Origin of the sequence: Photorhabdus akhurstii (assembly GCF_018448925.1) — a bacterium.
GTDB classification, from domain to species: domain Bacteria; phylum Pseudomonadota; class Gammaproteobacteria; order Enterobacterales; family Enterobacteriaceae; genus Photorhabdus; species Photorhabdus akhurstii.
Map to the genome: position 1 here is coordinate 86,083 of NZ_RCWE01000005.1, position 20,102 is coordinate 106,184.

Here is a 20,102-nt window from a genome sequence, read left to right on the forward strand (position 1 = left end):
GATTGATATATTTATGAAACCCCAGGTAAGTCCTGGGGTTTTGACATTGAAGGTAGCCCAAATATGAAACTCAGAGCCAGAGATAATGTTCTCAACCTTTCTCGCCCACAAATAATGGGTATTTTGAATGTGACGCCAGATTCATTTTCTGATGGTGGTGCTCATAATACTCTGGATATGGCTTTACGACATGCTGAAAAGATGATTAATGAAGGAGCTGCGATCATTGATATCGGTGGGGAGTCTACCCGTCCGGGAGCTGATGAAGTCAGTGAACAGGAAGAAGTAGAGCGTGTTGTTCCGGTTGTTGAGGCTTTAGCTCAACGATTTAATATTTGGATTTCTGTTGATACCTCGAAAGCATTGGTGATGAGTGAGTCAGCAAAGGCTGGCGCCCATTTGATTAATGATATTCGTGCATTGCAAGAGCCTGGTGCTTTGGAAAGCGTGGCTAAATCTGGTTTACCCGTTTGTTTGATGCATATGAAGGGCCAGCCACGGACAATGCAGGATGCGCCACATTATGAAAATTTGTTAAGTGAAGTGAAACAATTTTTTACTGAACAAATTGAACGTTGTGTGATGGCAGGGATAGCAAAAGATAAACTTGTTCTTGATCCAGGCTTCGGTTTTGGTAAGAACTTGACGCATAATTATCAGTTACTGGCACATTTAAACCAATTTCATCAATTTGGTTTACCTGTGCTAGCAGGAATGTCACGTAAATCTATGATAGGTCAGTTGCTTCATGTACCGCCACAAGAAAGGGTTGTCGGTAGTGTGGCTTGCGCTGTTATCGCTGCTATGCAAGGAGCGCAAATTATCCGGGTGCATGATGTCAAAGAAACCGTGCAGGCAATGCAAATTGTCGAAGCAACACTTTCAGCAAAGGAAGAAAAGAAATTATGAGTAACCGCAAATACTTTGGTACTGATGGTATCCGTGGCAAAGTGGGCAATAGCCCAATTACGCCAGATTTTGTGTTAAAGCTTGGTTGGGCTGCGGGTAAGGTACTGGCTCGTCACGGTTCTCGTAAGATCATTATCGGTAAGGATACCCGTATTTCTGGCTATATGCTGGAATCTTCTTTAGAAGCGGGTTTAGCTGCGGCTGGTTTGTCGGCTTCGTTCACTGGTCCCATGCCAACACCTGCTGTTGCTTATTTGACTCGTACCTTCCGTGCTGAAGCTGGAATTGTCATCTCTGCTTCTCATAATCCTTATTATGATAACGGTATTAAATTCTTCTCTATTGACGGTACGAAACTGCCGGATGATGTGGAAGAGGCAATTGAAGCTGAAATGGAAAAGCCGCTGACTTGCGTGGAGTCCGCAGAGTTGGGACGTGCAAATCGTATTGTAGATGCTGCGGGTCGTTATATTGAATTCTGCAAAGGTACATTTCCAAGTGAGCAAAGTCTTAATGGATTGAGAATTGTACTTGATTGCGCTAACGGTGCGACTTACCACATTGCCCCAAATGTACTCAGAGAACTGGGGGCTGATGTTGTGACGATTGGCTGTGAGCCGAACGGTATCAATATTAATGAAAAATGTGGTGCTACTGATGTTCGTTTATTGCAGCAACGCGTTGTAGAAGAGAAGGCTAATGTTGGTCTGGCATTCGATGGCGATGGCGATCGCGTTATTATGGTTGATCATTTGGGACAGAAAGTTGATGGCGACCAGATCCTTTATATCATTGCCCGTGAAGCATTGAGACAAGGGCAACTGCGTGGTGGCGTTGTTGGTACGCTGATGAGTAATATGGGATTGGAGTTGGCATTGAAGCAGCTTGGCATCCCGTTCCTGCGTGCTAAAGTGGGTGACCGTTATGTGCTGGAAAAATTGCAGCAAGAAGGCTGGCGTTTAGGTGCTGAAAATTCTGGTCATGTTATCTTGTTGGATAAAACAACTACGGGTGACGGCATTGTTGCTGGCCTTCAGGTTCTGAGCGCTATGGTACGTAACCATATGAGTTTGCACGATCTGTGTAGTGGCATGAAACTTTTGCCTCAGGTACTGGTAAATGTTCGTTTCTCCGGTTCACACGATCCATTTAAATCGGAAAATGTAATTAATATTACTAAATCTGTTGAAGCTGAATTAAATGGCCGTGGACGGGTATTGTTACGTAAATCTGGTACTGAGCCATTGATTCGTGTCATGGTAGAGGGTGAAGATAATGTACAAGTCACGGCCTTGGCTCATCGTATTGCTGATGCAGTGAAACACGCGGATTAATTTGTTGCTTTTTTCCTCAAGTGATTCTGATTATTGAAATTAACCTTGCGTATCAGATGTGGTTTGGTTAGTATTCAGACCCACTCGGTCAGGCGATTAGCCTGTTTGAGTGGGTGATGCAGTATAAGGTAGCCACATAGATTGTGGTAAACCCCACGAGGACATAGGTACGACATATGTATGACGCTCTTTTAGTTGTTTTCTTGCTGGTTGCTATCGGGCTAGTTGGCTTGGTTATGCTACAGCAAGGTAAAGGTGCTGATATGGGTGCTTCCTTTGGGGCGGGTGCCTCTGCGACGCTGTTTGGTTCATCGGGTTCTGGTAACTTTATGACCCGTATGACTGCGATTTTCGCTACTCTGTTTTTCATTATTAGTTTAGTGCTTGGTAATCTGGCCAGTAATCAGACCGGTACGAGCAGTAAGTGGGAAAACATTGGCGAGCCTGCTAAAGTCGAGAAATCAACGGAGATTCCGGCGGCGCCAGCAGCACCAAATAGTGACATTCCGCAGTAATCATCACAAGAAAGAATTAAAATGGGGCTGTTTAATCAGCGATGGCCTCATGTAGTGCCGAGGTGGTGAAATTGGTAGACACGCTACCTTGAGGTGGTAGTGCCCACACTAGGGCTTACGGGTTCAAGTCCCGTCCTCGGTACCATTATTCGGATAGCTTGCGTTTTCGCAGTTATCGGCGTAATATTTGCCACGTTTTCGAACGCGGGATGGAGCAGCATGGTAGCTCGTCGGGCTCATAACCCGAAGGTCGTCGGTTCAAATCCGGCTCCCGCAACCACTTCTTAAATTAAGATGCACCTTTTTGAACGAAATAATTCAGCAATATTTGAAATATTGATTCTGATTTAAAAGGGCATGAAGTGAGTGGTTGAAGCCACTGGCAGCAAATAGGGTCCAGTTGCATAAAGCCCCGAATTTCGGGGTTTTTTGTTATTTGACAACAGAACTACTGGGCTAATTAGCCCTTTTTTTATGTCTTGGGGGTGGGCTTGTCCACATTAGAGCAAAAATTAACAGCGATGATTTCAGCACCAGTTGAAGCTTTAGGCTTTGAGTTAGTCGGCTTAGAGTTTATTCGTGCACGTGTTTCTACACTGCGGATTTATATTGATAGTGAGAATGGCATCACTGTTGATGATTGTGCTGATGTTAGCCACCAGGTCAGTGCGGTATTGGATGTCGAAGATCCTATCTCAGTGCTTTATAACCTGGAAATTTCTTCACCTGGCTTAGAGCGTCCATTGTTCACGGTTGAACATTACCAGCGTTTTATTGGTGAGGAAGTCAGTCTGGTCTTACGTATAGCAATGCAAAACCGTCGGAAATGGCTGGGCATTATCAAAACTGTCGACGGCGAAATGATCACGGTTACGGTGGATGGAAAAGATGAAGTGTTCGCACTGAGCAACATCCAGAAAGCGAACCTGGTACCCCACTTTTAAAGTTCGGATGAGGCAACTAGGATGAATAAAGAAATTCTGGCTGTTGTGGAAGCGGTTTCCAACGAAAAATCCCTTCCACGCGAAAAGATCTTCGAGGCGCTGGAAACAGCATTGGCCACAGCCACCAAGAAAAAATATGAACAAGATATTGATGTTCGTGTCAGCATTGACCGTAAATCTGGCGATTTTGACACCTTCCGTCGTTGGTTAGTTGTTGAAGAAGTGACTCAGCCGACTCGTGAAATTACGTTGGAAGCGGCTAGGTTTGAAGAGCCTGAAATTGATTTGGGTAGCTATACCGAAGATCAAATTGAATCAGTGACTTTTGATCGTATTACAACGCAGACCGCTAAACAGGTTATTGTACAAAAAGTACGTGAGGCTGAACGCGCTATGGTTGTTGACCAGTTCCGCGAACAGCAAGGTGAGATCATCACCAGTGTGGTTAAGAAAGTCAATCGTGAGAATATCACCCTTGATTTGGGCAATAATGCTGAAGCAGTTATTCTTCGCGAAGATATGTTACCAAGGGAAAATTTCCGCCCAGGTGACCGTGTGCGTGGCGTACTGTATGATGTTCGCCCTGAAGCACGAGGTGCGCAACTGTTTGTCAGCCGTTCCCGTCCGGAAATGCTGGTTGAATTGTTCCGTATTGAAGTTCCGGAAATTGGCGAGGAGCTAATTGAAATTAAAGCTGCTGCCCGTGATCCGGGATCTCGCGCCAAGATTGCAGTAAAAACGAATGACAAGCGTATTGATCCTGTTGGTGCTTGCGTTGGAATGCGTGGTGCGCGAGTACAGGCTGTTTCCAGCGAACTGGGCGGCGAACGAATCGATATCGTACTGTGGGATGATAATCCTGCTCAGTTTGTCATTAATGCTATGGCTCCGGCTGATGTTGCATCCATTGTTGTTGACGAAGATAAGTGCACGATGGATGTTGCCGTTGAAAGCAACAACTTAGCGCAGGCTATCGGCCGTAATGGTCAAAATGTGCGCCTCGCTGCGCAATTGTTGAAAAAGCACCGTGGTGATGACAAATGGGAATTAAATGTCATGACTGCTGAAGAGCTACAAGCAAAACATCAGGCAGAAGCTCATGCTTCTATTGATACATTCACTAAGCATCTCGATATTGATGAAGAATTCGCTACTGTTCTAGTCGAAGAAGGGTTCTCAACTCTGGAAGAATTGGCTTATGTACCAATTAAGGAACTCCTGGAAATTGAGGGCCTTGATGAAGAAACTATCGAAGTCCTGCGTGAACGTGCGAAAGCTGCTTTAACTACTCTGGAACTGGCTCAGAAAGAGAGTCTCAGTGATAAACAACCAACCGAAGAGTTGTTAAATCTGACTGGTATGAACCGTACTCTGGCATTTGACCTGGCTGCCCGTGGCATCTGTACGCTGGAAGATCTTGCCGAGCAGGGTATCGACGACCTATCTGATATTGAAGGTTTGAATGATGAGAAGACAGGCGAGCTCATCATGGCTGCCAGAAATATCTGTTGGTTTGGCGATGATGCGTAATAAACCGTAGCAGGAAGGAACAGCATGACAGATGTAACCGTAAAATCACTGGCAGAAGAGATCCAGACTTCGGTTGATCGCTTAGTACAGCAATTTGCTGATGCAGGGATTAAAAAAACCGAAACTGATTTTGTCTCCCAGAAAGAAAAAGAAGCTTTACTGGCACATTTGAACCGCGAACAAGGCGGTTCGGCTGGTAAACCCGATAAATTAACATTGCAGCGTAAGACGCGTAGTACGCTGAATGTTTCAGGCACCGATGGTAAAAGCAAACCGGTAGCCGTTGAGGTCCGCAAAAAGCGTACATATGTGAACCGTGATGCAATTGAACAGGCTAAAGCGGAAGAACAGGCGAAGCGCGAAGCGGAAGAGCAAGCACGGCGCGAAGCAGAAGAAAAAGCGCAACGCGAAGCCGAAGCAGCAGCGAAGAAACTCGCTGAAGAGCAGGCTAAACGTGAGGCAGAAGAAAAAGCCAAACGTGAAGCAGCTGAAAAAGCTAAGCGTCAGGCAGCGGAAAATGAAAAAGTGACCAATCAACATACCGAACATAAACAAAAACCAGTCCAGAGTGAAAAAGCACGTCGTGAAGCAGAAGCTGCTGATCTTAAGCGCAAAGCAGAAGAAGAGATGCGTCGTAAGGTAGAGGAAGAAGCTAGACGCGTTGCTGAGGAAGCTCGCCGTATGGCTGAAGAGAATCAGGATAAGTGGTCAAGTGATTCAGATTCTATTGATAACGACGATTATCATGTCACTACCTCCCGTCATGCCCGCGCGGCAGAAGACGAAAACGATGCTAAAGTTGAAGGTGATCGCCGTGCTCGTGGTCGTAGCGGTAAGGCTACTCGCCAGAAGAAAAATAATAAGCATTCTGAATCTAAAGCAGATCGTGAAGAAGCCCGCGCAGTTGGTCGTACAAAAGGCAAGCAACGTAAAACCAGCACATTGCAACAAAGTTTTAATAAGCCTGTAGCGGCTGTTAACCGTGATGTTGTGATCGGTGAAACCATTACTGTTGCTGAGTTGGCTAATAAAATGGCTGTTAAAGGTTCTCAGGTCATCAAAGCCATGATGAAAATGGGCGCAATGGCAACCATCAACCAAGTGATCGATCAGGAAACAGCGCAGCTAGTTGCTGAAGAGATGGGTCATAAAGTTATCCTGCGTCGTGAGAATGAGTTGGAAGAAGCGCTGATGAGCGACCGCGATACAGGTGAAGCGGTTGCTGAACCTCGTGCGCCGGTTGTGACGATCATGGGGCACGTTGACCACGGTAAAACTTCTTTGCTGGATTACATTCGTTCTACGAAAGTTGCTTCTGGTGAAGCGGGTGGTATTACCCAGCATATCGGTGCTTACCATGTTGAAACTGAAAGTGGCATGATTACTTTCTTGGATACCCCAGGGCATGCTGCATTTACTTCAATGCGTGCACGTGGTGCAAAAGCTACCGACATCGTGGTCTTGGTTGTTGCTGCCGATGATGGTGTGATGCCTCAGACTATCGAAGCTATTCAGCATGCAAAAGCAGCGAATGTGCCTGTGGTTGTTGCGGTTAACAAGATCGACAAACCAGAAGCTGATCCGGATCGTGTAAAGAATGAGCTTTCTCAGCACGGTGTTCAGCCTGAAGAGTGGGGCGGTGAAACTCAGTTTATCAATGTATCTGCTAAAGCTGGTATTGGTATCGATGAATTGCTGGATGCAATCTTACTTCAAGCTGAAGTTCTTGAACTAAAAGCAGTCCATTCTGGTATGGCAAGCGGCGTTGTGATCGAATCATTCTTGGACAAAGGCCGTGGTCCGGTCGCAACAGTACTGGTTCAGGAAGGTACTTTGAACAAAGGTGATATCGTACTTTGTGGCTTTGAATATGGGCGAGTTCGTGCAATGCGTGACGAGCTAGGTCGTGAAGTGTTCTCCGCAGGCCCATCTATTCCAGTGGAAATCCTTGGCCTGTCCAACGTACCTGCGGCTGGTGATGAAGCAACTGTTGTACGTGACGAGAAGAAAGCTCGTGAGGTTGCTCTGTACCGTCAGGGTAAATTCCGTGAGGTCAAACTGGCTCGCCAGCAGAAATCTAAACTGGAAAACATGTTCGCTAACATGGAAGAAGGTGAAGTTTCTGAATTGAATATCGTTCTGAAATCTGACGTTCAGGGATCATGTGAAGCGATCCGCGAGGCATTGGAACAATTGTCTACCAATGAAGTGAAAGTGAAAATCATCGGCTCTGGCGTAGGTGGTATTACTGAGACTGATGCAACACTGGCTGCTGCTTCTAATGCAATTATTCTGGGCTTCAATGTTCGTGCCGATGCTTCCGCACGCCGGGTTGTTGAAAATGAAAGCTTGGATCTGCGTTATTACTCTGTTATTTATAGCCTGATTGATGAAGTTAAGCAGGCAATGAGTGGTATGCTGGCGCCTGAATATAAACAGCAGATTATGGGGCTAGCAGAAGTTCGTGATGTGTTTAAGTCACCGAAATTTGGTGCGATCGCAGGTTGTATGGTGACCGAAGGTACGATTAAACGTAATAATCCAATTCGCGTGTTGCGTGATAACGTAGTGATTTACGAAGGTGAATTGGAATCCCTTCGCCGCTTTAAAGATGACGTTAACGAAGTCCGTAATGGTATGGAATGTGGTATCGGTGTTAAGAACTACAACGATGTTCGTGTTGGTGACATGATCGAAGTATTTGAAGTTATTGAAGTTAAACGATCTATCGCTTAATTCCTACCACTGGTTAATTTCATTATTGGGGGGCTTTTGCCCCCCAAATGTCAGGAGATATAACAATGGCAAGAGAATTTAGTCGTACTCAGCGTGTTGCACAGGAAATGCAAAAAGAGATTGCCATCATTTTACAGCGAGAAGTGAAAGATCCCCGAATCGGTATGGCGACTGTTTCTGGTGTTGAAGTTTCCCGTGATTTGGCTTATGCCAAAGTATTCGTCACCTTTCTGAATGTGTTGACTGAAGAACATGATTCCGAAGTGGTAAAGAATGGTATTAAGGCGTTGAATGAAGCTTCTGGTTTTATTCGTTCTCTGCTAGGTAAAGCAATGCGTTTGCGTGTCGTACCAGAACTGACTTTCTCCTACGATAATTCCCTGGTAGAGGGGATGAGAATGTCCAATCTGGTTACTAATGTTGTGAAGAATGACGAACAGCGCCGGGCTTCTGCGGATCACAAAGAGGAGAAGTAATGGGGCGTCGTCGTCGCGGTCGTGATATACATGGTGTGTTGTTACTGGATAAGCCGCAGGATATTTCTTCTAATGATGCGTTACAAAAAGTAAAACGTATTTTCAACGCCAGCAAAGCGGGTCACACTGGCGCGTTGGATCCACTGGCAACGGGTATGCTACCGGTTTGCCTTGGTGAAGCCACAAAGTTTTCCCAGTTCTTACTTGATTCTGACAAGCGTTATCGAGTGATAGCTCGTCTTGGTCAGCGAACTGACACATCTGATTCACACGGGCAAATCATCAGTGAAAGGGCAATCCTGCTAAATCAGGCTCAACTTGATGCAGCTTTGGATAAATTCCGTGGGGATACCATGCAAATTCCTTCCATGTATTCTGCACTGAAACATCAGGGAAAACCGTTGTATGAGTATGCTCGTCAGGGTATTGAAGTAGAGCGCGAAGCACGACCAATTACAGTCTATGAATTACAGTTTATCCGTTGGGAAGATGATGAACTGGAATTGGAAATACACTGTTCGAAAGGAACTTATATTCGCACTATTATTGATGACTTAGGTGAATTATTAGGCTGTGGTGCTCATGTTATTTATTTAAGGCGTTTACAGGTAGCGAATTATCCAAATGATCGCATGGTAACACTTGAGCAATTATATGAATTGCAAAAGCAGGCTAAAGATCAGGAAATACCTGTGGGTGAATTAATTGATTCATTACTATTACCAATGGATAGTGCAATTGTTCATTTCCCAGAGGTTAATTTGATTCCAGTAGTTGCGGCTTATTTTAAACAAGGTCAGGCGGTACGCAGTGCCAAATCGCCGACTTTGGTTGAAAGTATGGTACGTGTAACTGAAGGTGATGAACGGAAATTCATTGGCATTGCTGTTATCAATGACGATGGGCTTGTTGCTCCCCGCCGTTTAGTTGTTGAAAGCCGGGATTAGGGTATTTGGGGCTATCTTGCGCTTAACTTATTTGCAGCGTAGAATGGCGCAGTTATATGTTGGGTAGCTGAATTAGAGATCGGCACCTGTAATTTTAGTTTATATGTTTTTGGAGTTGTAATATGTCTCTAAGTACTGAAGCAAAAGCGCAAATTATTGCTGAATTTGGTCGTGATACGAATGACAGTGGTTCTAGTGAAGTACAGATTGCTTTGTTAACTGCACAAATTAACCACTTGCAAGGCCACTTTTCAGAGCACAAAAAAGATCACCACAGCCGTCGTGGTCTGCTGCGCATGGTTTCTCAGCGTCGTAAACTGTTGGACTATCTGAAGCGTAAAAATGTAACAAGTTACACTGCGCTGATTGGGCGTCTTGGCCTGCGTCGCTAATCAAGCAAGTTTCAGTGGAAAGGGGCCATATATGGCCCCTTTTCTTCTGAGAAGCCATCATTAGGTAACAGCACGAAAAATGTTGGTGATGGTTTTTATTAAGGCTTTTCAGTTACAGAGGTTCGCGCGGCTAATGAGAGTGCTTAAGGGAGTAAGACCTGTCGTTAGTCGCGAGGATGTGGCATGAAGAGATTATTCATTGTTGTCTGCTGAATATAAAAGACAATGTTAACGAAAGGATATTATTTTGCTTAATCCGATTGTTCGTAAATTTCAATATGGTCAACATACCGTTACTATCGAAACAGGTATGATGGCTCGCCAGGCTACTGCTGCTGTCATGGTCAATATGGATGACACGGCTGTATTTGTTACCGTTGTTGGTCAGAAAAAAGTAAAAGAAGGTCAGGATTTCTTTCCACTTACTGTTAACTATCAGGAGCGTACTTATGCTGCTGGTCGTATTCCAGGCAGTTTCTTTCGTCGTGAAGGTCGCCCTGGTGAAGGCGAAACATTAGTCGCTCGTTTAATTGATCGTCCTTTGCGTCCTCTGTTCCCGGAAGGTTTCCTGAACGAGGTACAGATTGTAGCGACAGTTGTTTCTGTTAACCCGCAAGTTAACCCAGATATTGTTGCAATGATCGGTGCTTCTGCTGTGCTGGCACTATCTGGTATTCCGTTCAATGGTCCAATTGGCGCGGCTCGCGTTGGCTATATTAATGATCAGTATGTGCTTAACCCAACCAGTGATGAGCTGAAAAACAGCCGTTTGGATCTGGTGGTTTCAGGTACTGCTGGTGCTGTTTTGATGGTTGAATCTGAAGCCGACATTCTAACTGAAGAGCAAATGTTAGGTGCGGTAGTATTCGGCCATGATCAACAACAGGTGGTTATTGAAAACATCAATGCATTAGCTGCGGAAGCAGGTAAAGAAAAATGGGATTGGGTGCCGGAACCTGTTAATCAAGCGTTGCATGACCGTGTAGCTGAATTGGCAGAAAGCCGTTTGGGTGATGCTTACCGTATCACTGAGAAGCAGGAGCGTTATGCTCAGGTTGATGCTATCAAAGAGGAAGTGACGGCTGTGCTGTTGGAACAGGATGAAGCTCTAGAGGAAGCCGAAATCCATGAGATTCTGGGTAGCTTAGAGAAAAAAGTTGTCCGTAGTCGTGTTTTGTGTGGCGAGCCACGTATTGATGGCCGTGAAAAAGATATGGTTCGTGCATTGGACGTACGTACTGGAGTTCTGCCTCGTACGCATGGCTCTGCATTGTTTACCCGTGGTGAAACTCAGGCTTTAGTTACTGCAACTTTGGGTACAGAACGTGATGCACAGATCATTGACGAGTTGATGGGAGAACGCACAGATCGTTTCCTATTGCACTACAACTTCCCACCATATTCTGTTGGTGAAACAGGTATGATGGGTTCGCCAAAACGTCGTGAAATTGGTCATGGTCGTCTGGCTAAACGTGGTGTGGCGGCAGTCATGCCAAAAGCTCATGAATTCCCATATACCGTTCGTGTAGTTTCTGAAATCACGGAATCAAACGGCTCATCTTCAATGGCGTCTGTTTGTGGCGCATCTCTTGCGTTGATGGATGCAGGTGTGCCGATTAAAGCTGCTGTTGCTGGTATTGCAATGGGATTAGTGAAAGAAGACGATAATTTTGTTGTTCTGTCTGACATCTTGGGTGATGAAGATCATTTGGGAGACATGGACTTTAAAGTTGCGGGTAGCTGTGAAGGTATCAGCGCACTGCAAATGGACATCAAAATTGAAGGCATTACCCGTGAAATTATGCAAATTGCTCTGAATCAGGCAAAAGGTGCGCGTTTGCATATCCTGAGTGTAATGGAACAGGCAATTAACAGCCCGCGTAATGAAATTTCAGAATTTGCACCCCGCATTCACACTATTAAGATCAATCCTGATAAGATCAAAGATGTTATCGGTAAAGGTGGTTCAGTTATCCGTGCACTGACAGAAGAAACCGGTACTACCATTGAGATCGAAGATGATGGCACAGTGAAAATTGCTGCAACTGATGGTGAAAAAGCAAAACATGCCATCAGTCGTATTGAAGAAATCACCGCTGAGATCGAAGTTGCCCGCGTTTACACTGGTAAAGTAACTCGCATCGTTGATTTTGGCGCATTTGTTGCTATCGGTGGTGGTAAAGAAGGTCTGGTACATATTTCTCAGATTGCGGATAAGCGTGTTGAGAAAGTGGCTGACTATTTGCAGGTTGGTCAGGAAGTTTCAGTTAAAGTTCTGGAAATTGATCGTCAGGGTCGTGTTCGCCTGAGCATTAAAGAAGCGACAGCCGGGGTAATTGTCGAGGATACACCAGTAGTACCACAATCAGCAGAATAAATTTGATGTTATAAACCGGCGTCTTGTAAAAAAGCGCCGTTTATAGACTCAGGGCAGGAGGCCCAATAAATGCAATATGGGTGATAGGGCATTCTTAATTAATGTCTGACTTTCGGGAGTAGGAAATGAATCTTTTTCTGCGCTGGTGTTATGCTGTAGCAATACTTCTTTTGGCAGGATGCAGCAGCAAGGATTGGCGTAAAAACGAAGTTTTTGCTATTCCGTTACAACCTTCATTGCAACAAGAAGTCATTCTGGCTCGCATGGAACAGATTCTTGCGAGTCGGTCATTGACAGAAGATGAGTACGCACAGCTTTTATATGAGAGAGGTGTGCTGTATGATAGTCTCGGGCTGAGAGCTTTGGCACGGAATGATTTTTCTGTTGCCTTATCTATTCGGCCTAATATTCCAGAGATTTTTAATTATCTGGGAATTTACTTCACACAGGCTGGCAATTTTGATGCCGCCTATGAAGCGTTTGATTCTGTATTAGAGCTTGATCCAACTTACAATTACGCGCGTCTTAACCGTGGCATCGCGTTGTATTACGGTGGTCGGTATAAGTTAGCGCAGGATGATCTGCAGGCGTTTTATCAAGACGATCCAAATGATCCTTTCCGTTCGCTGTGGTTATACCTGGTGGAAAAAGAATTTTATCCTAAAGGGGCGATGTTGAACTTGTCGCAGCACTACGAAAAAGCGAACCGGGGGCAATGGGGCTGGAATATAGTTGAATTCTATTTAGGCAAAATTAGTGAATATACATTGATGAACCGCTTGAAAGAGAATGCAACGGATAACACTTCGCTCGCTGAGCATCTCAGTGAAACTGACTTCTATTTAGGTAAACATTACCTAAGTCTGGGGGACAAGGATAGCGCATCTGCGTTATTCAAGCTGACGGTAGCTAACAACGCACATAACTTTGTTGAGCACCGCTATGCATTGTTGGAATTGGCGCTGTTAGGCCAGGAACAAGATGACCTATCAGAATCGGACCAGCAATAGCTGACGAACATTTCGAGATCGATTAACAAAGTCCATCATCTTGACCGATGAGGGCTTATTTGTTCGTTTAATTAAATACTTTGAGCCAGTTCACATTTTAAATGAAAATGACCGAAATTTTTTTCGATGCGTTATGTAGACTGGCCGCCATAACTAACGAGGCACCATTACATGACCACTGAGACTGAAATCTCTTTTGCTGATCTGGGTTTATCAGCACCTATCCTTTCTGCACTGGAAGATCTTGGCTATGAAAAGCCATCTCCAATTCAGCAACAATGTATTCCCCATTTATTAAATGGTCGTGACGTACTAGGTATGGCGCAGACGGGGAGTGGTAAAACTGCGGCATTCAGTCTGCCTTTACTGCATAACATCAATGCTGAGTTGAAAGCTCCACAGATCCTTGTGTTGGCGCCGACCCGTGAACTGGCGGTACAGGTAGCCGAAGCGTGCGCAGATTTTTCCAAACATATGCGTAACGTGAATGTTGTTGCGCTGTATGGTGGGCAACGTTATGACGTTCAGTTACGCGCTTTGCGTCAAGGGCCACAAATTGTTGTGGGTACACCTGGGCGTCTTTTGGATCATCTGAAACGTGGTACGTTAGATCTATCTAACCTGAGCGGCTTAGTTTTGGATGAAGCAGACGAAATGCTGCGTATGGGCTTTATCGAAGATGTTGAAAACATCATGAGCCAGATCCCCGCAGAGCATCAGACTGCGCTGTTCTCTGCAACTATGCCAGAAGCTATCCGTCGCATTACTCGTCGTTTTATGAACGATCCGCAAGAAGTGCGTATCCAAGCGAGTGTAACGACTCGTCCTGACATCAGCCAGAGCTATTGGTCTGTTTACGGTATGCGTAAAAATGAAGCTTTGGTGCGTTTCCTTGAAGCAGAGGATTTTGATGCCGCGATTATTTTTGTGCGCACCAAAAACGCAACGCTGGAAGTGGCAGAAGCACTGGAGCGTAATGGCTACAACAGTGCGGCGCTAAACGGTGATATGAACCAGGCACTGCGTGAGCAGACATTGGAACGTCTGAAAGATGGCCGTTTGGATATTTTGATTGCAACTGATGTTGCAGCGCGTGGTCTGGATGTTGAGCGCATCAGTCTGGTTGTTAACTATGACATTCCAATGGATGCCGAATCTTATGTTCACCGTATTGGCCGTACTGGTCGTGCAGGGCGTGCTGGTCGAGCGTTGTTGTTTGTAGAAAACCGTGAACGTCGCTTGTTACGTAACGTTGAACGTACAATGAAGCTGACTATCCCGGAAGTTGAACTGCCAAATGCTGAATTGTTGAGCCAGCGTCGTCTGGAAAAATTTGCCGCTAATGTACAACAGCAATTGGAAAGCAGTGATCTGGATCAGTACCGTACTCTGTTGTCTAAATTGCAACCTGCGGAAGATCTGGATATAGAAACGCTGGCCGCGGCATTATTAAAAATGGCGCAAGGTGAGCGTCCATTGATTCTGCCTCCAGATCCGGTGCGTCGTCCTCGCCGTGAATTCAATGAACGTGATGATCGTCGTCGTAATGGCTTTGATGATCGTGGCGAACGAGGTGATCGTCCTCGTCGTGAACGCCGTGATGTCGGTGAAATGGAGTTGTATCGTATTGAAGTGGGCCGTGATGATGGTGTTGAAGTTCGTCATATCGTTGGTGCGATTGCTAACGAAGGTGATATCAGCAGCCGTTATATTGGCAATATCAAATTGTTTGCAACGCATTCCACAATTGAATTGCCAAAAGGTATGCCAGGTGATTTATTGTCCCACTTTACCCGTACCCGCATTCTGAACAAGCCAATGAATATGCAGTTACTGGGTGATGCACAGCCATTTGAACGTCGTGAACGTCGCGGTGGTGGGCGTAACGGTAACGGTAATGGTAGTGGCCCTCGCCGTGATCGTGAGAGTTTTAATGGTGGCGGTCGTCGTTTCAATGGTGAACGCCGCGGTGGAGAAGGTCGTGGTGAAGGTCAAAGCCGTAGCAATTTCCGTGGTCGTGGTGATGATCATGGTTCATCTGCTCCACGCCGTCGTCATAACAATAGTAACGCACAGTAATCATCTGAACTGATATACCCTATGGATTTCAAGATGCATCGCGACGGCAAGGGAGCGAATCCCCGGGAGCATAGGTAACTATGTGACCGGGGTGAGTGAGTGCAGCCAACAAAGAGGCAACTTGAAAGATAACGGGTATTTTAAATAATAAAGCGGCTCTTTCTACAGGAGCCGTTTTTGTTATCAGTTAATTTATTTAATGTTTTTTATAATAAAAAAGCTGCTCTTTATACAAAGGGCAGCTTTTGATATGAGAAAGAGATCAGTGAGTCAGTACCTCAACTGAATTACCTGCACTGCGGGCGCGCCACAGTTTCAGCCATTGCATAATGGAAGAAACCGTAATCACAACGCCGAGGATAACCATCACAATGGAGATCGTTCCATTGAAGATGTTGAAACCTTTTGCTGTGGAGTTGAAGTAAACATTCTTCACCATCCAGTAAGCAGCGTAGTTCACAGTAACATACAGGTAAACCAGTGGTATCAGGCAAGTCAGTATATACCAGCGTTTTTCAGACAGACGCAGGATAATTGTCGCACCAATCATCAGGCCGATGGAGGCCATCAGTTGATTGGATACCCCGAATAGCGCCCAGACTGAATTGATATCGCCGGAATTCAGCAGATAACCCCACAGTAAACAAGCAATGATACTGCAACCAATGGAACCTGGTAACCAGTTAATACGTTTCAGGGGCGCCCAAATATCGCCCAGGAAATCTTGCAGCAGGTAACGGGCAACACGTGTACCGGAATCAACCGCTGTCAGGATAAATACGGCTTCGAACATGACGACGAACTGGAAGAAGTAGGATGTTAGCTGGTTGAACCAAGGGACGCGGGTGAAGATATCCGCCATACCAACCGCCAATGTGACGGCTCCACCGGTACGGCCATACAGATCCAGACCAATTTCCTGACTCAGTTGTGGTAGATGGATAACATCCATACCCAGTGTAGCAAAGACCTCTGGGGAGGAGTTAATCGCGAAATAGTCAGCAGGATAGAGAGAAGTGGCAGCGATCAACGCCATGACGCCAACGACACATTCTGCCAGCATGGCGCCGAAGCCAACTGGCAGAATATCACTCCACTTATCGATCTGTTTTGGTGTTGTGCCAGAGCCGATAAATGCATGAAAACCAGAAATAGCGCCACACGCAATGGTGATGGAGATAAACGGCCACACCGGACCTGCCAGTACAGGGCCATTGCCATGAATAAATTCAGTGACTGCCGGGAATTGGATCTCCGGGTTAATAAAGATGACTCCCACAACTAATGCGCCGAACACACCGATTTTCATAAAACTGGAAAGATAACCACGGGGAGTCAGTAGCATCCATACTGGCAGAGCGGTTGCAAAAAATGCATAGATTGGCAGTGCCAAGCTAACAGTCGATGTACGTAGACTCAGCCATTCACCGAAGGCGGATGATTGAATGTAAGGGCCGACAATCACACAAGCCATGATGGTGATAATACCTACCCAAGTTGCTCCGCGCATGTTACCAGTGAAGCGCTCCCACAGACCGACGCCGATTGCGACCGGAATGGTCATAAATACTGCAAATGTTCCCCAAGGGTTACGCTCTAGCGCATGAACGACCACTAGGGATAGACCTGCCATAGTAATCGTAATGATGAACAGCATTGCAAGGCCGGTGCACCAACCAGCAATTGGGCCAAGTTCTGTTTTAGCAACTTCTGACAGAGATTTACCGCTATGTTTCATTGAAGCGAATAAAACAACCGTATCATGCACGGCACCGCCGATAACACAGCCGATTAACAGCCATAACATACTTGGCAGATAACCGTATTGGGCTGCTAACACAGGGCCAACCAGCGGTCCTGCGGCTGCGATTGCTGCGAAGTGGCTACCAAAATTGACCCATTTTTTCGTGGGTACATAATCTTTACCGTCTTCCAGTAGATGGGAAGGTGTAACCTCGCTGTCATCTGCTTTCAGTACCTTCTTAACGAAGAATACGCCGTATAAGCGGTAGCAGATAACCAGAATACACAACGTTGCAATGACAAACGTGAGAGCGTGTTGCATTTCTCTTCTCCTGAGAGTTATAAATTTTTACTCGTATCTTGTCACAGGTAAAGGAAGCTATAAGGGAGCGTCTGAGTGAGTGGTTATATGGCGGGTTAAGTGGTCAGATTCAGCAGGTGAGCGGTGAGTAAGAACTGACTAACCTGCTGAAAATGTGATAAATGTCACGATTACTTCAATCCTAGAGCCTCTTTCAATGGCTTCAAATAACGGCGGCTGACGGGAATAGTTTTACCATTGCGTAGAATCAGTTCGGCCTGTCCGTGATCACCAAATAAGATTTCGCGCAGATGGGTCATATTGACCAAATATTGACGATGATTTCTCATCAATGGTGTGCGGGTTTCCAATGTGCGAAGTGTCAGTTCAGTAAATCCTTCCTGTCCGTTGGTACACATAACATACACTCCGCTTGGACGGGAGGTGACATAAAGGATTTCATCCAGTTGCACAAGCCAGATTCGGCTGTGGCCGGTGCATGGGATATATTTCAGCGGCTTTTCTACTTTAAGGATGGAAATATCCTGTTTCTGATGCCCTTGCCGTAATCGTTGTAGGGTTTTAGTTAGACGGCTTTTTTCCAGAGGTTTTAATAAATAGTCAAATGCGTGCTCCTCAAACGCTTGTATTGCATATTCATCAAACGCGGTCAGAAAAACAATATAGGGACGATGTTCTGGATCGAGCATACCAACCATTTCTAATCCGGTAATACGTGGCATTTGGATATCCAAAAATACAACATCGGGTTTTAGATGATATATGGCACTAATGGCTTCAACAGCATTGGCGCATTCGCCAATAATTTGAATATCGTGTTCTTCTTCTAGCAAACAACGTAGATTTTCTCGTGCAAGCGGTTCGTCATCAACAATTAATATATTCATATTCACACAGTTTTATTAGCCTCTTTAATGAGTGGCAAGTGTAAAATTACGCGAGTAAATTTTTCTGGTTGGCAATCTATTTGCACACCATAATTTTCACCATAGCGAAGTCGTAGCCGTTTATCTACCAGACTCATTCCTAGTCCATCCCCCATAGAAGCTGATTTATAAAGACCGGCATTATCTTCCACTTCCAGTATCAACAATTGATTTTGTTGATGAGCACGAATAGTAACCTTACCAGTTTCTAATAACTGTGATGTGCCGTGTTTGATCGCATTTTCTACTATTGGCTGGAGAGAAAAAGCGGGTAATTTAGCGTGAAGCAGAGATTCCGGCAGTTCAATGCTTATTTGTAGATGCTCACGGAAACGCGCCTTCTCAATTTGTAAGTAAGCATTCACATGCTCTATTTCATCAGACAGCGTGACAATCTCTTCTGACCGTTTCAAGTTTTTACGGAAAAAGGTTGAGAGATATTGTACTAATTGACCCGCTTGATAACTGTCTCGTCGGATCACGGCTTGCAAGGTATTTAAGGCATTAAATAAAAAGTGAGGATTCACTTGCGCATGAAGCAGCTTAATTTCGGATTGAAGCAGTGATTGTTTGTTACGTTCATATTGTCCTGCGAGGATTTGGGCGGATAACAAACTGGCAATGCCTTCCCCTAGAGGGCGGTTGATTGAGCTGAACAGACGGTTTTTGGCTTCATAAAGTTTGATTGCGCCGATAACTTGCTGATTTTCTCCCTGTAGCGGGATGACCAGAGTTGAACCGAGCTTGCAGGTTGGATTGATTGAACAACGGTAAGGTATTTCATTGCCATCGGCATAAACCACTTCATTATTTTCAATTGCTCGACGGGATTGATCTGAAGCAATAGGTGTTCCAGGGAGGTGATGATCTGAACCGATACCAATAAACGCCAAGAGTTTTTCTCTATCTGTAATAGCCACTGCGCCTATTTCCAGTTGTTGATAAATAACTTTTGCTACCTTCATACTGTTATTTTCATTAAATCCTTTTCGTAGAATACCCTCTGTATAGACAGCGATTTTCAGGGCTTGAGCAGAAAATGCACTAGTGTATTTTTCAAATATCGCGCGTCGGTCAAGTAGGATACGTATAAACATTGCTGAGCCGATACTATTGGTGATGATCATGGGGATGGCGATATTTTTGACCAACGCTAATGCTTCACTGTATGGACGAGCGAGCAGTAGTAAAATGCCCATCTGTATTATTTCAGCACAAAACGTGACGACAGCGGCTGTCCAGGGATTAATCAGTCGGTTTATCTGACCACGTTTCGTCAGATAGCTGTGAATAATGCCACCGATTAAACCTTCAATAATGGTCGATATCATGCAACTGAAAGCGGTTATCCCACCAAGGGAGTAGCGGTGCAGTCCACCGGTTAATCCCACCAGTGCGCCGACACTTGGCCCACCTAGAAGGCCGCCAAGGACCGCTCCAATAGCACGAGTATTGGCAATGGAATCACCTACATGCAGACCAAAATAGGTTCCCATAATACAGAAAATGGAAAAAGCGACATAACACAGCAGCTTATGAGGTAAACGCACAGTGACTTGTAACAGCGGAATAAATAGTGGTGTTTTACTTAGTAGCCAGGCGATCACCAAATAAACACACATCTGTTGTAGTAATAACAACACAAGATTAAATTCGTACATAAATTTTCCGAGAGGATTTATGGATGTTATTAGTTTACAGAAACAGCTAATAATATTATTAAAAGTTTAGTTTAAGTAGGTTAATATTTGACAACAATCATAAACCACTACACTATTATAAAGCGTCTTCCTTTCTGTCAGTGATTATACGCACGAATATATAAGAAATTTTCCGTAGAACAATGCGAAGCTATGACGTTA

General features: G+C 45.0%; 16 protein-coding genes and 2 tRNA genes. 15 read left to right on the top strand and 3 right to left on the bottom strand.

The features are described 5' to 3' along the window. Nucleotides 1–63: 63 nt before the first annotated feature. The 15 genes from folP to EAE93_RS08810 all read left to right on the top strand — a co-directional run bounded on the left by folP (nucleotide 64) and on the right by EAE93_RS08810 (nucleotide 15,249). The gene (gene folP, locus EAE93_RS08740) at nucleotides 64–909 is read left to right on the top strand and encodes a dihydropteroate synthase (RefSeq protein ID WP_214039519.1); all 846 of its coding nucleotides are present in this window, start codon (nucleotides 64–66) and stop codon (nucleotides 907–909) included. Beyond that, nucleotides 906–2,243 carry a phosphoglucosamine mutase gene (gene glmM, locus EAE93_RS08745; protein ID WP_214039520.1) on the top strand — a complete coding sequence of 446 codons (1,338 nt, stop codon included), beginning with the start codon at nucleotides 906–908 and terminating at the stop codon, nucleotides 2,241–2,243. The genes folP and glmM overlap by 4 nt, the downstream gene beginning before the upstream one ends. Before the next feature lie 176 nt (nucleotides 2,244–2,419). Then, nucleotides 2,420–2,758 (top strand): preprotein translocase subunit SecG, encoded by a 339-nt coding sequence (gene secG, locus EAE93_RS08750; protein WP_036776521.1) that lies wholly within the window; start codon nucleotides 2,420–2,422, stop codon nucleotides 2,756–2,758. Between the two features lie 56 nt (nucleotides 2,759–2,814). Beyond that, a tRNA-Leu gene (locus EAE93_RS08755) sits at nucleotides 2,815–2,903 on the top strand. Nucleotides 2,904–2,961: 58 nt separating this feature from the next. Then, nucleotides 2,962–3,038 (top strand) — tRNA-Met (locus EAE93_RS08760). Between the two features lie 211 nt (nucleotides 3,039–3,249). Further along, nucleotides 3,250–3,702, top strand: a complete 453-nt coding sequence (rimP, locus tag EAE93_RS08765; protein WP_036776519.1) for a ribosome maturation factor RimP — start codon at nucleotides 3,250–3,252, stop codon at nucleotides 3,700–3,702. Between the two features lie 21 nt (nucleotides 3,703–3,723). Next, the gene (gene nusA, locus EAE93_RS08770) at nucleotides 3,724–5,232 is read left to right on the top strand and encodes a transcription termination factor NusA (RefSeq protein ID WP_011148606.1); all 1,509 of its coding nucleotides are present in this window, start codon (nucleotides 3,724–3,726) and stop codon (nucleotides 5,230–5,232) included. A gap of 24 nt (nucleotides 5,233–5,256) precedes the next feature. Next, nucleotides 5,257–7,968, top strand: a complete 2,712-nt coding sequence (gene infB, locus EAE93_RS08775; RefSeq protein ID WP_036810139.1) for a translation initiation factor IF-2 — start codon at nucleotides 5,257–5,259, stop codon at nucleotides 7,966–7,968. A 65-nt stretch (nucleotides 7,969–8,033) separates the two neighbouring features. Further along, nucleotides 8,034–8,444: a 30S ribosome-binding factor RbfA gene (rbfA, locus tag EAE93_RS08780; protein ID WP_036776512.1), complete on the top strand. Its 411-nt coding sequence runs from the start codon at nucleotides 8,034–8,036 to the stop codon at nucleotides 8,442–8,444. After that, complete coding sequence (gene truB / locus EAE93_RS08785; protein ID WP_036776510.1) at nucleotides 8,444–9,391, top strand: tRNA pseudouridine(55) synthase TruB; 948 nt, start codon at nucleotides 8,444–8,446, stop codon at nucleotides 9,389–9,391. Before rbfA ends, truB begins: the two co-directional genes overlap by 1 nt. 122 nt (nucleotides 9,392–9,513) lie before the next feature. Continuing rightward, nucleotides 9,514–9,783 carry a 30S ribosomal protein S15 gene (gene rpsO, locus EAE93_RS08790; RefSeq protein WP_036776507.1) on the top strand — a complete coding sequence of 90 codons (270 nt, stop codon included), beginning with the start codon at nucleotides 9,514–9,516 and terminating at the stop codon, nucleotides 9,781–9,783. A gap of 247 nt (nucleotides 9,784–10,030) precedes the next feature. Next, nucleotides 10,031–12,160: a polyribonucleotide nucleotidyltransferase gene (pnp, locus tag EAE93_RS08795; protein ID WP_214039521.1), complete on the top strand. Its 2,130-nt coding sequence runs from the start codon at nucleotides 10,031–10,033 to the stop codon at nucleotides 12,158–12,160. A 125-nt stretch (nucleotides 12,161–12,285) separates the two neighbouring features. Beyond that, nucleotides 12,286–13,170, top strand: a complete 885-nt coding sequence (nlpI, locus tag EAE93_RS08800; protein WP_036776503.1) for a lipoprotein NlpI — start codon at nucleotides 12,286–12,288, stop codon at nucleotides 13,168–13,170. Between the two features lie 107 nt (nucleotides 13,171–13,277). Beyond that, nucleotides 13,278–13,352 (top strand): protein YrbN, encoded by a 75-nt coding sequence (gene yrbN, locus EAE93_RS25525; protein WP_350385507.1) that lies wholly within the window; start codon nucleotides 13,278–13,280, stop codon nucleotides 13,350–13,352. Then, nucleotides 13,342–15,249: a DEAD/DEAH family ATP-dependent RNA helicase gene (locus EAE93_RS08810; RefSeq protein ID WP_040151168.1), complete on the top strand. Its 1,908-nt coding sequence runs from the start codon at nucleotides 13,342–13,344 to the stop codon at nucleotides 15,247–15,249. Before yrbN ends, EAE93_RS08810 begins: the two co-directional genes overlap by 11 nt. A 262-nt stretch (nucleotides 15,250–15,511) precedes the next feature. On the opposite strand, the gene EAE93_RS08815 is transcribed toward EAE93_RS08810, so the two are convergent. The 3 genes from EAE93_RS08815 to EAE93_RS08825 form a co-directional block, all read right to left on the bottom strand. Continuing rightward, nucleotides 15,512–17,314, bottom strand: coding sequence for a carbon starvation CstA family protein (locus EAE93_RS08815; RefSeq protein WP_036810145.1), 1,803 nt, complete (start codon nucleotides 17,312–17,314; stop codon nucleotides 15,512–15,514). Between the two features lie 170 nt (nucleotides 17,315–17,484). After that, nucleotides 17,485–18,201 (bottom strand): two-component system response regulator BtsR, encoded by a 717-nt coding sequence (btsR, locus tag EAE93_RS08820; RefSeq protein ID WP_036810147.1) that lies wholly within the window; start codon nucleotides 18,199–18,201, stop codon nucleotides 17,485–17,487. 2 nt (nucleotides 18,202–18,203) lie between these two features. Beyond that, nucleotides 18,204–19,901 carry a sensor histidine kinase gene (locus EAE93_RS08825; RefSeq protein ID WP_036810150.1) on the bottom strand — a complete coding sequence of 566 codons (1,698 nt, stop codon included), beginning with the start codon at nucleotides 19,899–19,901 and terminating at the stop codon, nucleotides 18,204–18,206. Between the last annotated feature and the right edge of the window lie 201 nt (nucleotides 19,902–20,102).

What these genes read in the sequence shown, in the direction of transcription:
- folP (WP_214039519.1), top strand. Translation starts at nt 64, where the DNA reads ATGAAACTCAGAGCCAGAGATAATGTTCTCAACCTTTCTCGCCCACAA.
- glmM (WP_214039520.1), top strand. Translation starts at nt 906, where the DNA reads ATGAGTAACCGCAAATACTTTGGTACTGATGGTATCCGTGGCAAAGTG.
- secG (WP_036776521.1), top strand. Translation starts at nt 2,420, where the DNA reads ATGTATGACGCTCTTTTAGTTGTTTTCTTGCTGGTTGCTATCGGGCTA.
- nusA (WP_011148606.1), top strand. Translation starts at nt 3,724, where the DNA reads ATGAATAAAGAAATTCTGGCTGTTGTGGAAGCGGTTTCCAACGAAAAA.
- infB (WP_036810139.1), top strand. Translation starts at nt 5,257, where the DNA reads ATGACAGATGTAACCGTAAAATCACTGGCAGAAGAGATCCAGACTTCG.
- rbfA (WP_036776512.1), top strand. Translation starts at nt 8,034, where the DNA reads ATGGCAAGAGAATTTAGTCGTACTCAGCGTGTTGCACAGGAAATGCAA.
- truB (WP_036776510.1), top strand. Translation starts at nt 8,444, where the DNA reads ATGGGGCGTCGTCGTCGCGGTCGTGATATACATGGTGTGTTGTTACTG.
- rpsO (WP_036776507.1), top strand. Translation starts at nt 9,514, where the DNA reads ATGTCTCTAAGTACTGAAGCAAAAGCGCAAATTATTGCTGAATTTGGT.
- nlpI (WP_036776503.1), top strand. Translation starts at nt 12,286, where the DNA reads ATGAATCTTTTTCTGCGCTGGTGTTATGCTGTAGCAATACTTCTTTTG.
- EAE93_RS08810 (WP_040151168.1), top strand. Translation starts at nt 13,342, where the DNA reads ATGACCACTGAGACTGAAATCTCTTTTGCTGATCTGGGTTTATCAGCA.
- EAE93_RS08815 (WP_036810145.1), bottom strand. Translation starts at nt 17,314, where the DNA reads ATGCAACACGCTCTCACGTTTGTCATTGCAACGTTGTGTATTCTGGTT.
- btsR (WP_036810147.1), bottom strand. Translation starts at nt 18,201, where the DNA reads ATGAATATATTAATTGTTGATGACGAACCGCTTGCACGAGAAAATCTA.
- EAE93_RS08825 (WP_036810150.1), bottom strand. Translation starts at nt 19,901, where the DNA reads ATGTACGAATTTAATCTTGTGTTGTTATTACTACAACAGATGTGTGTT.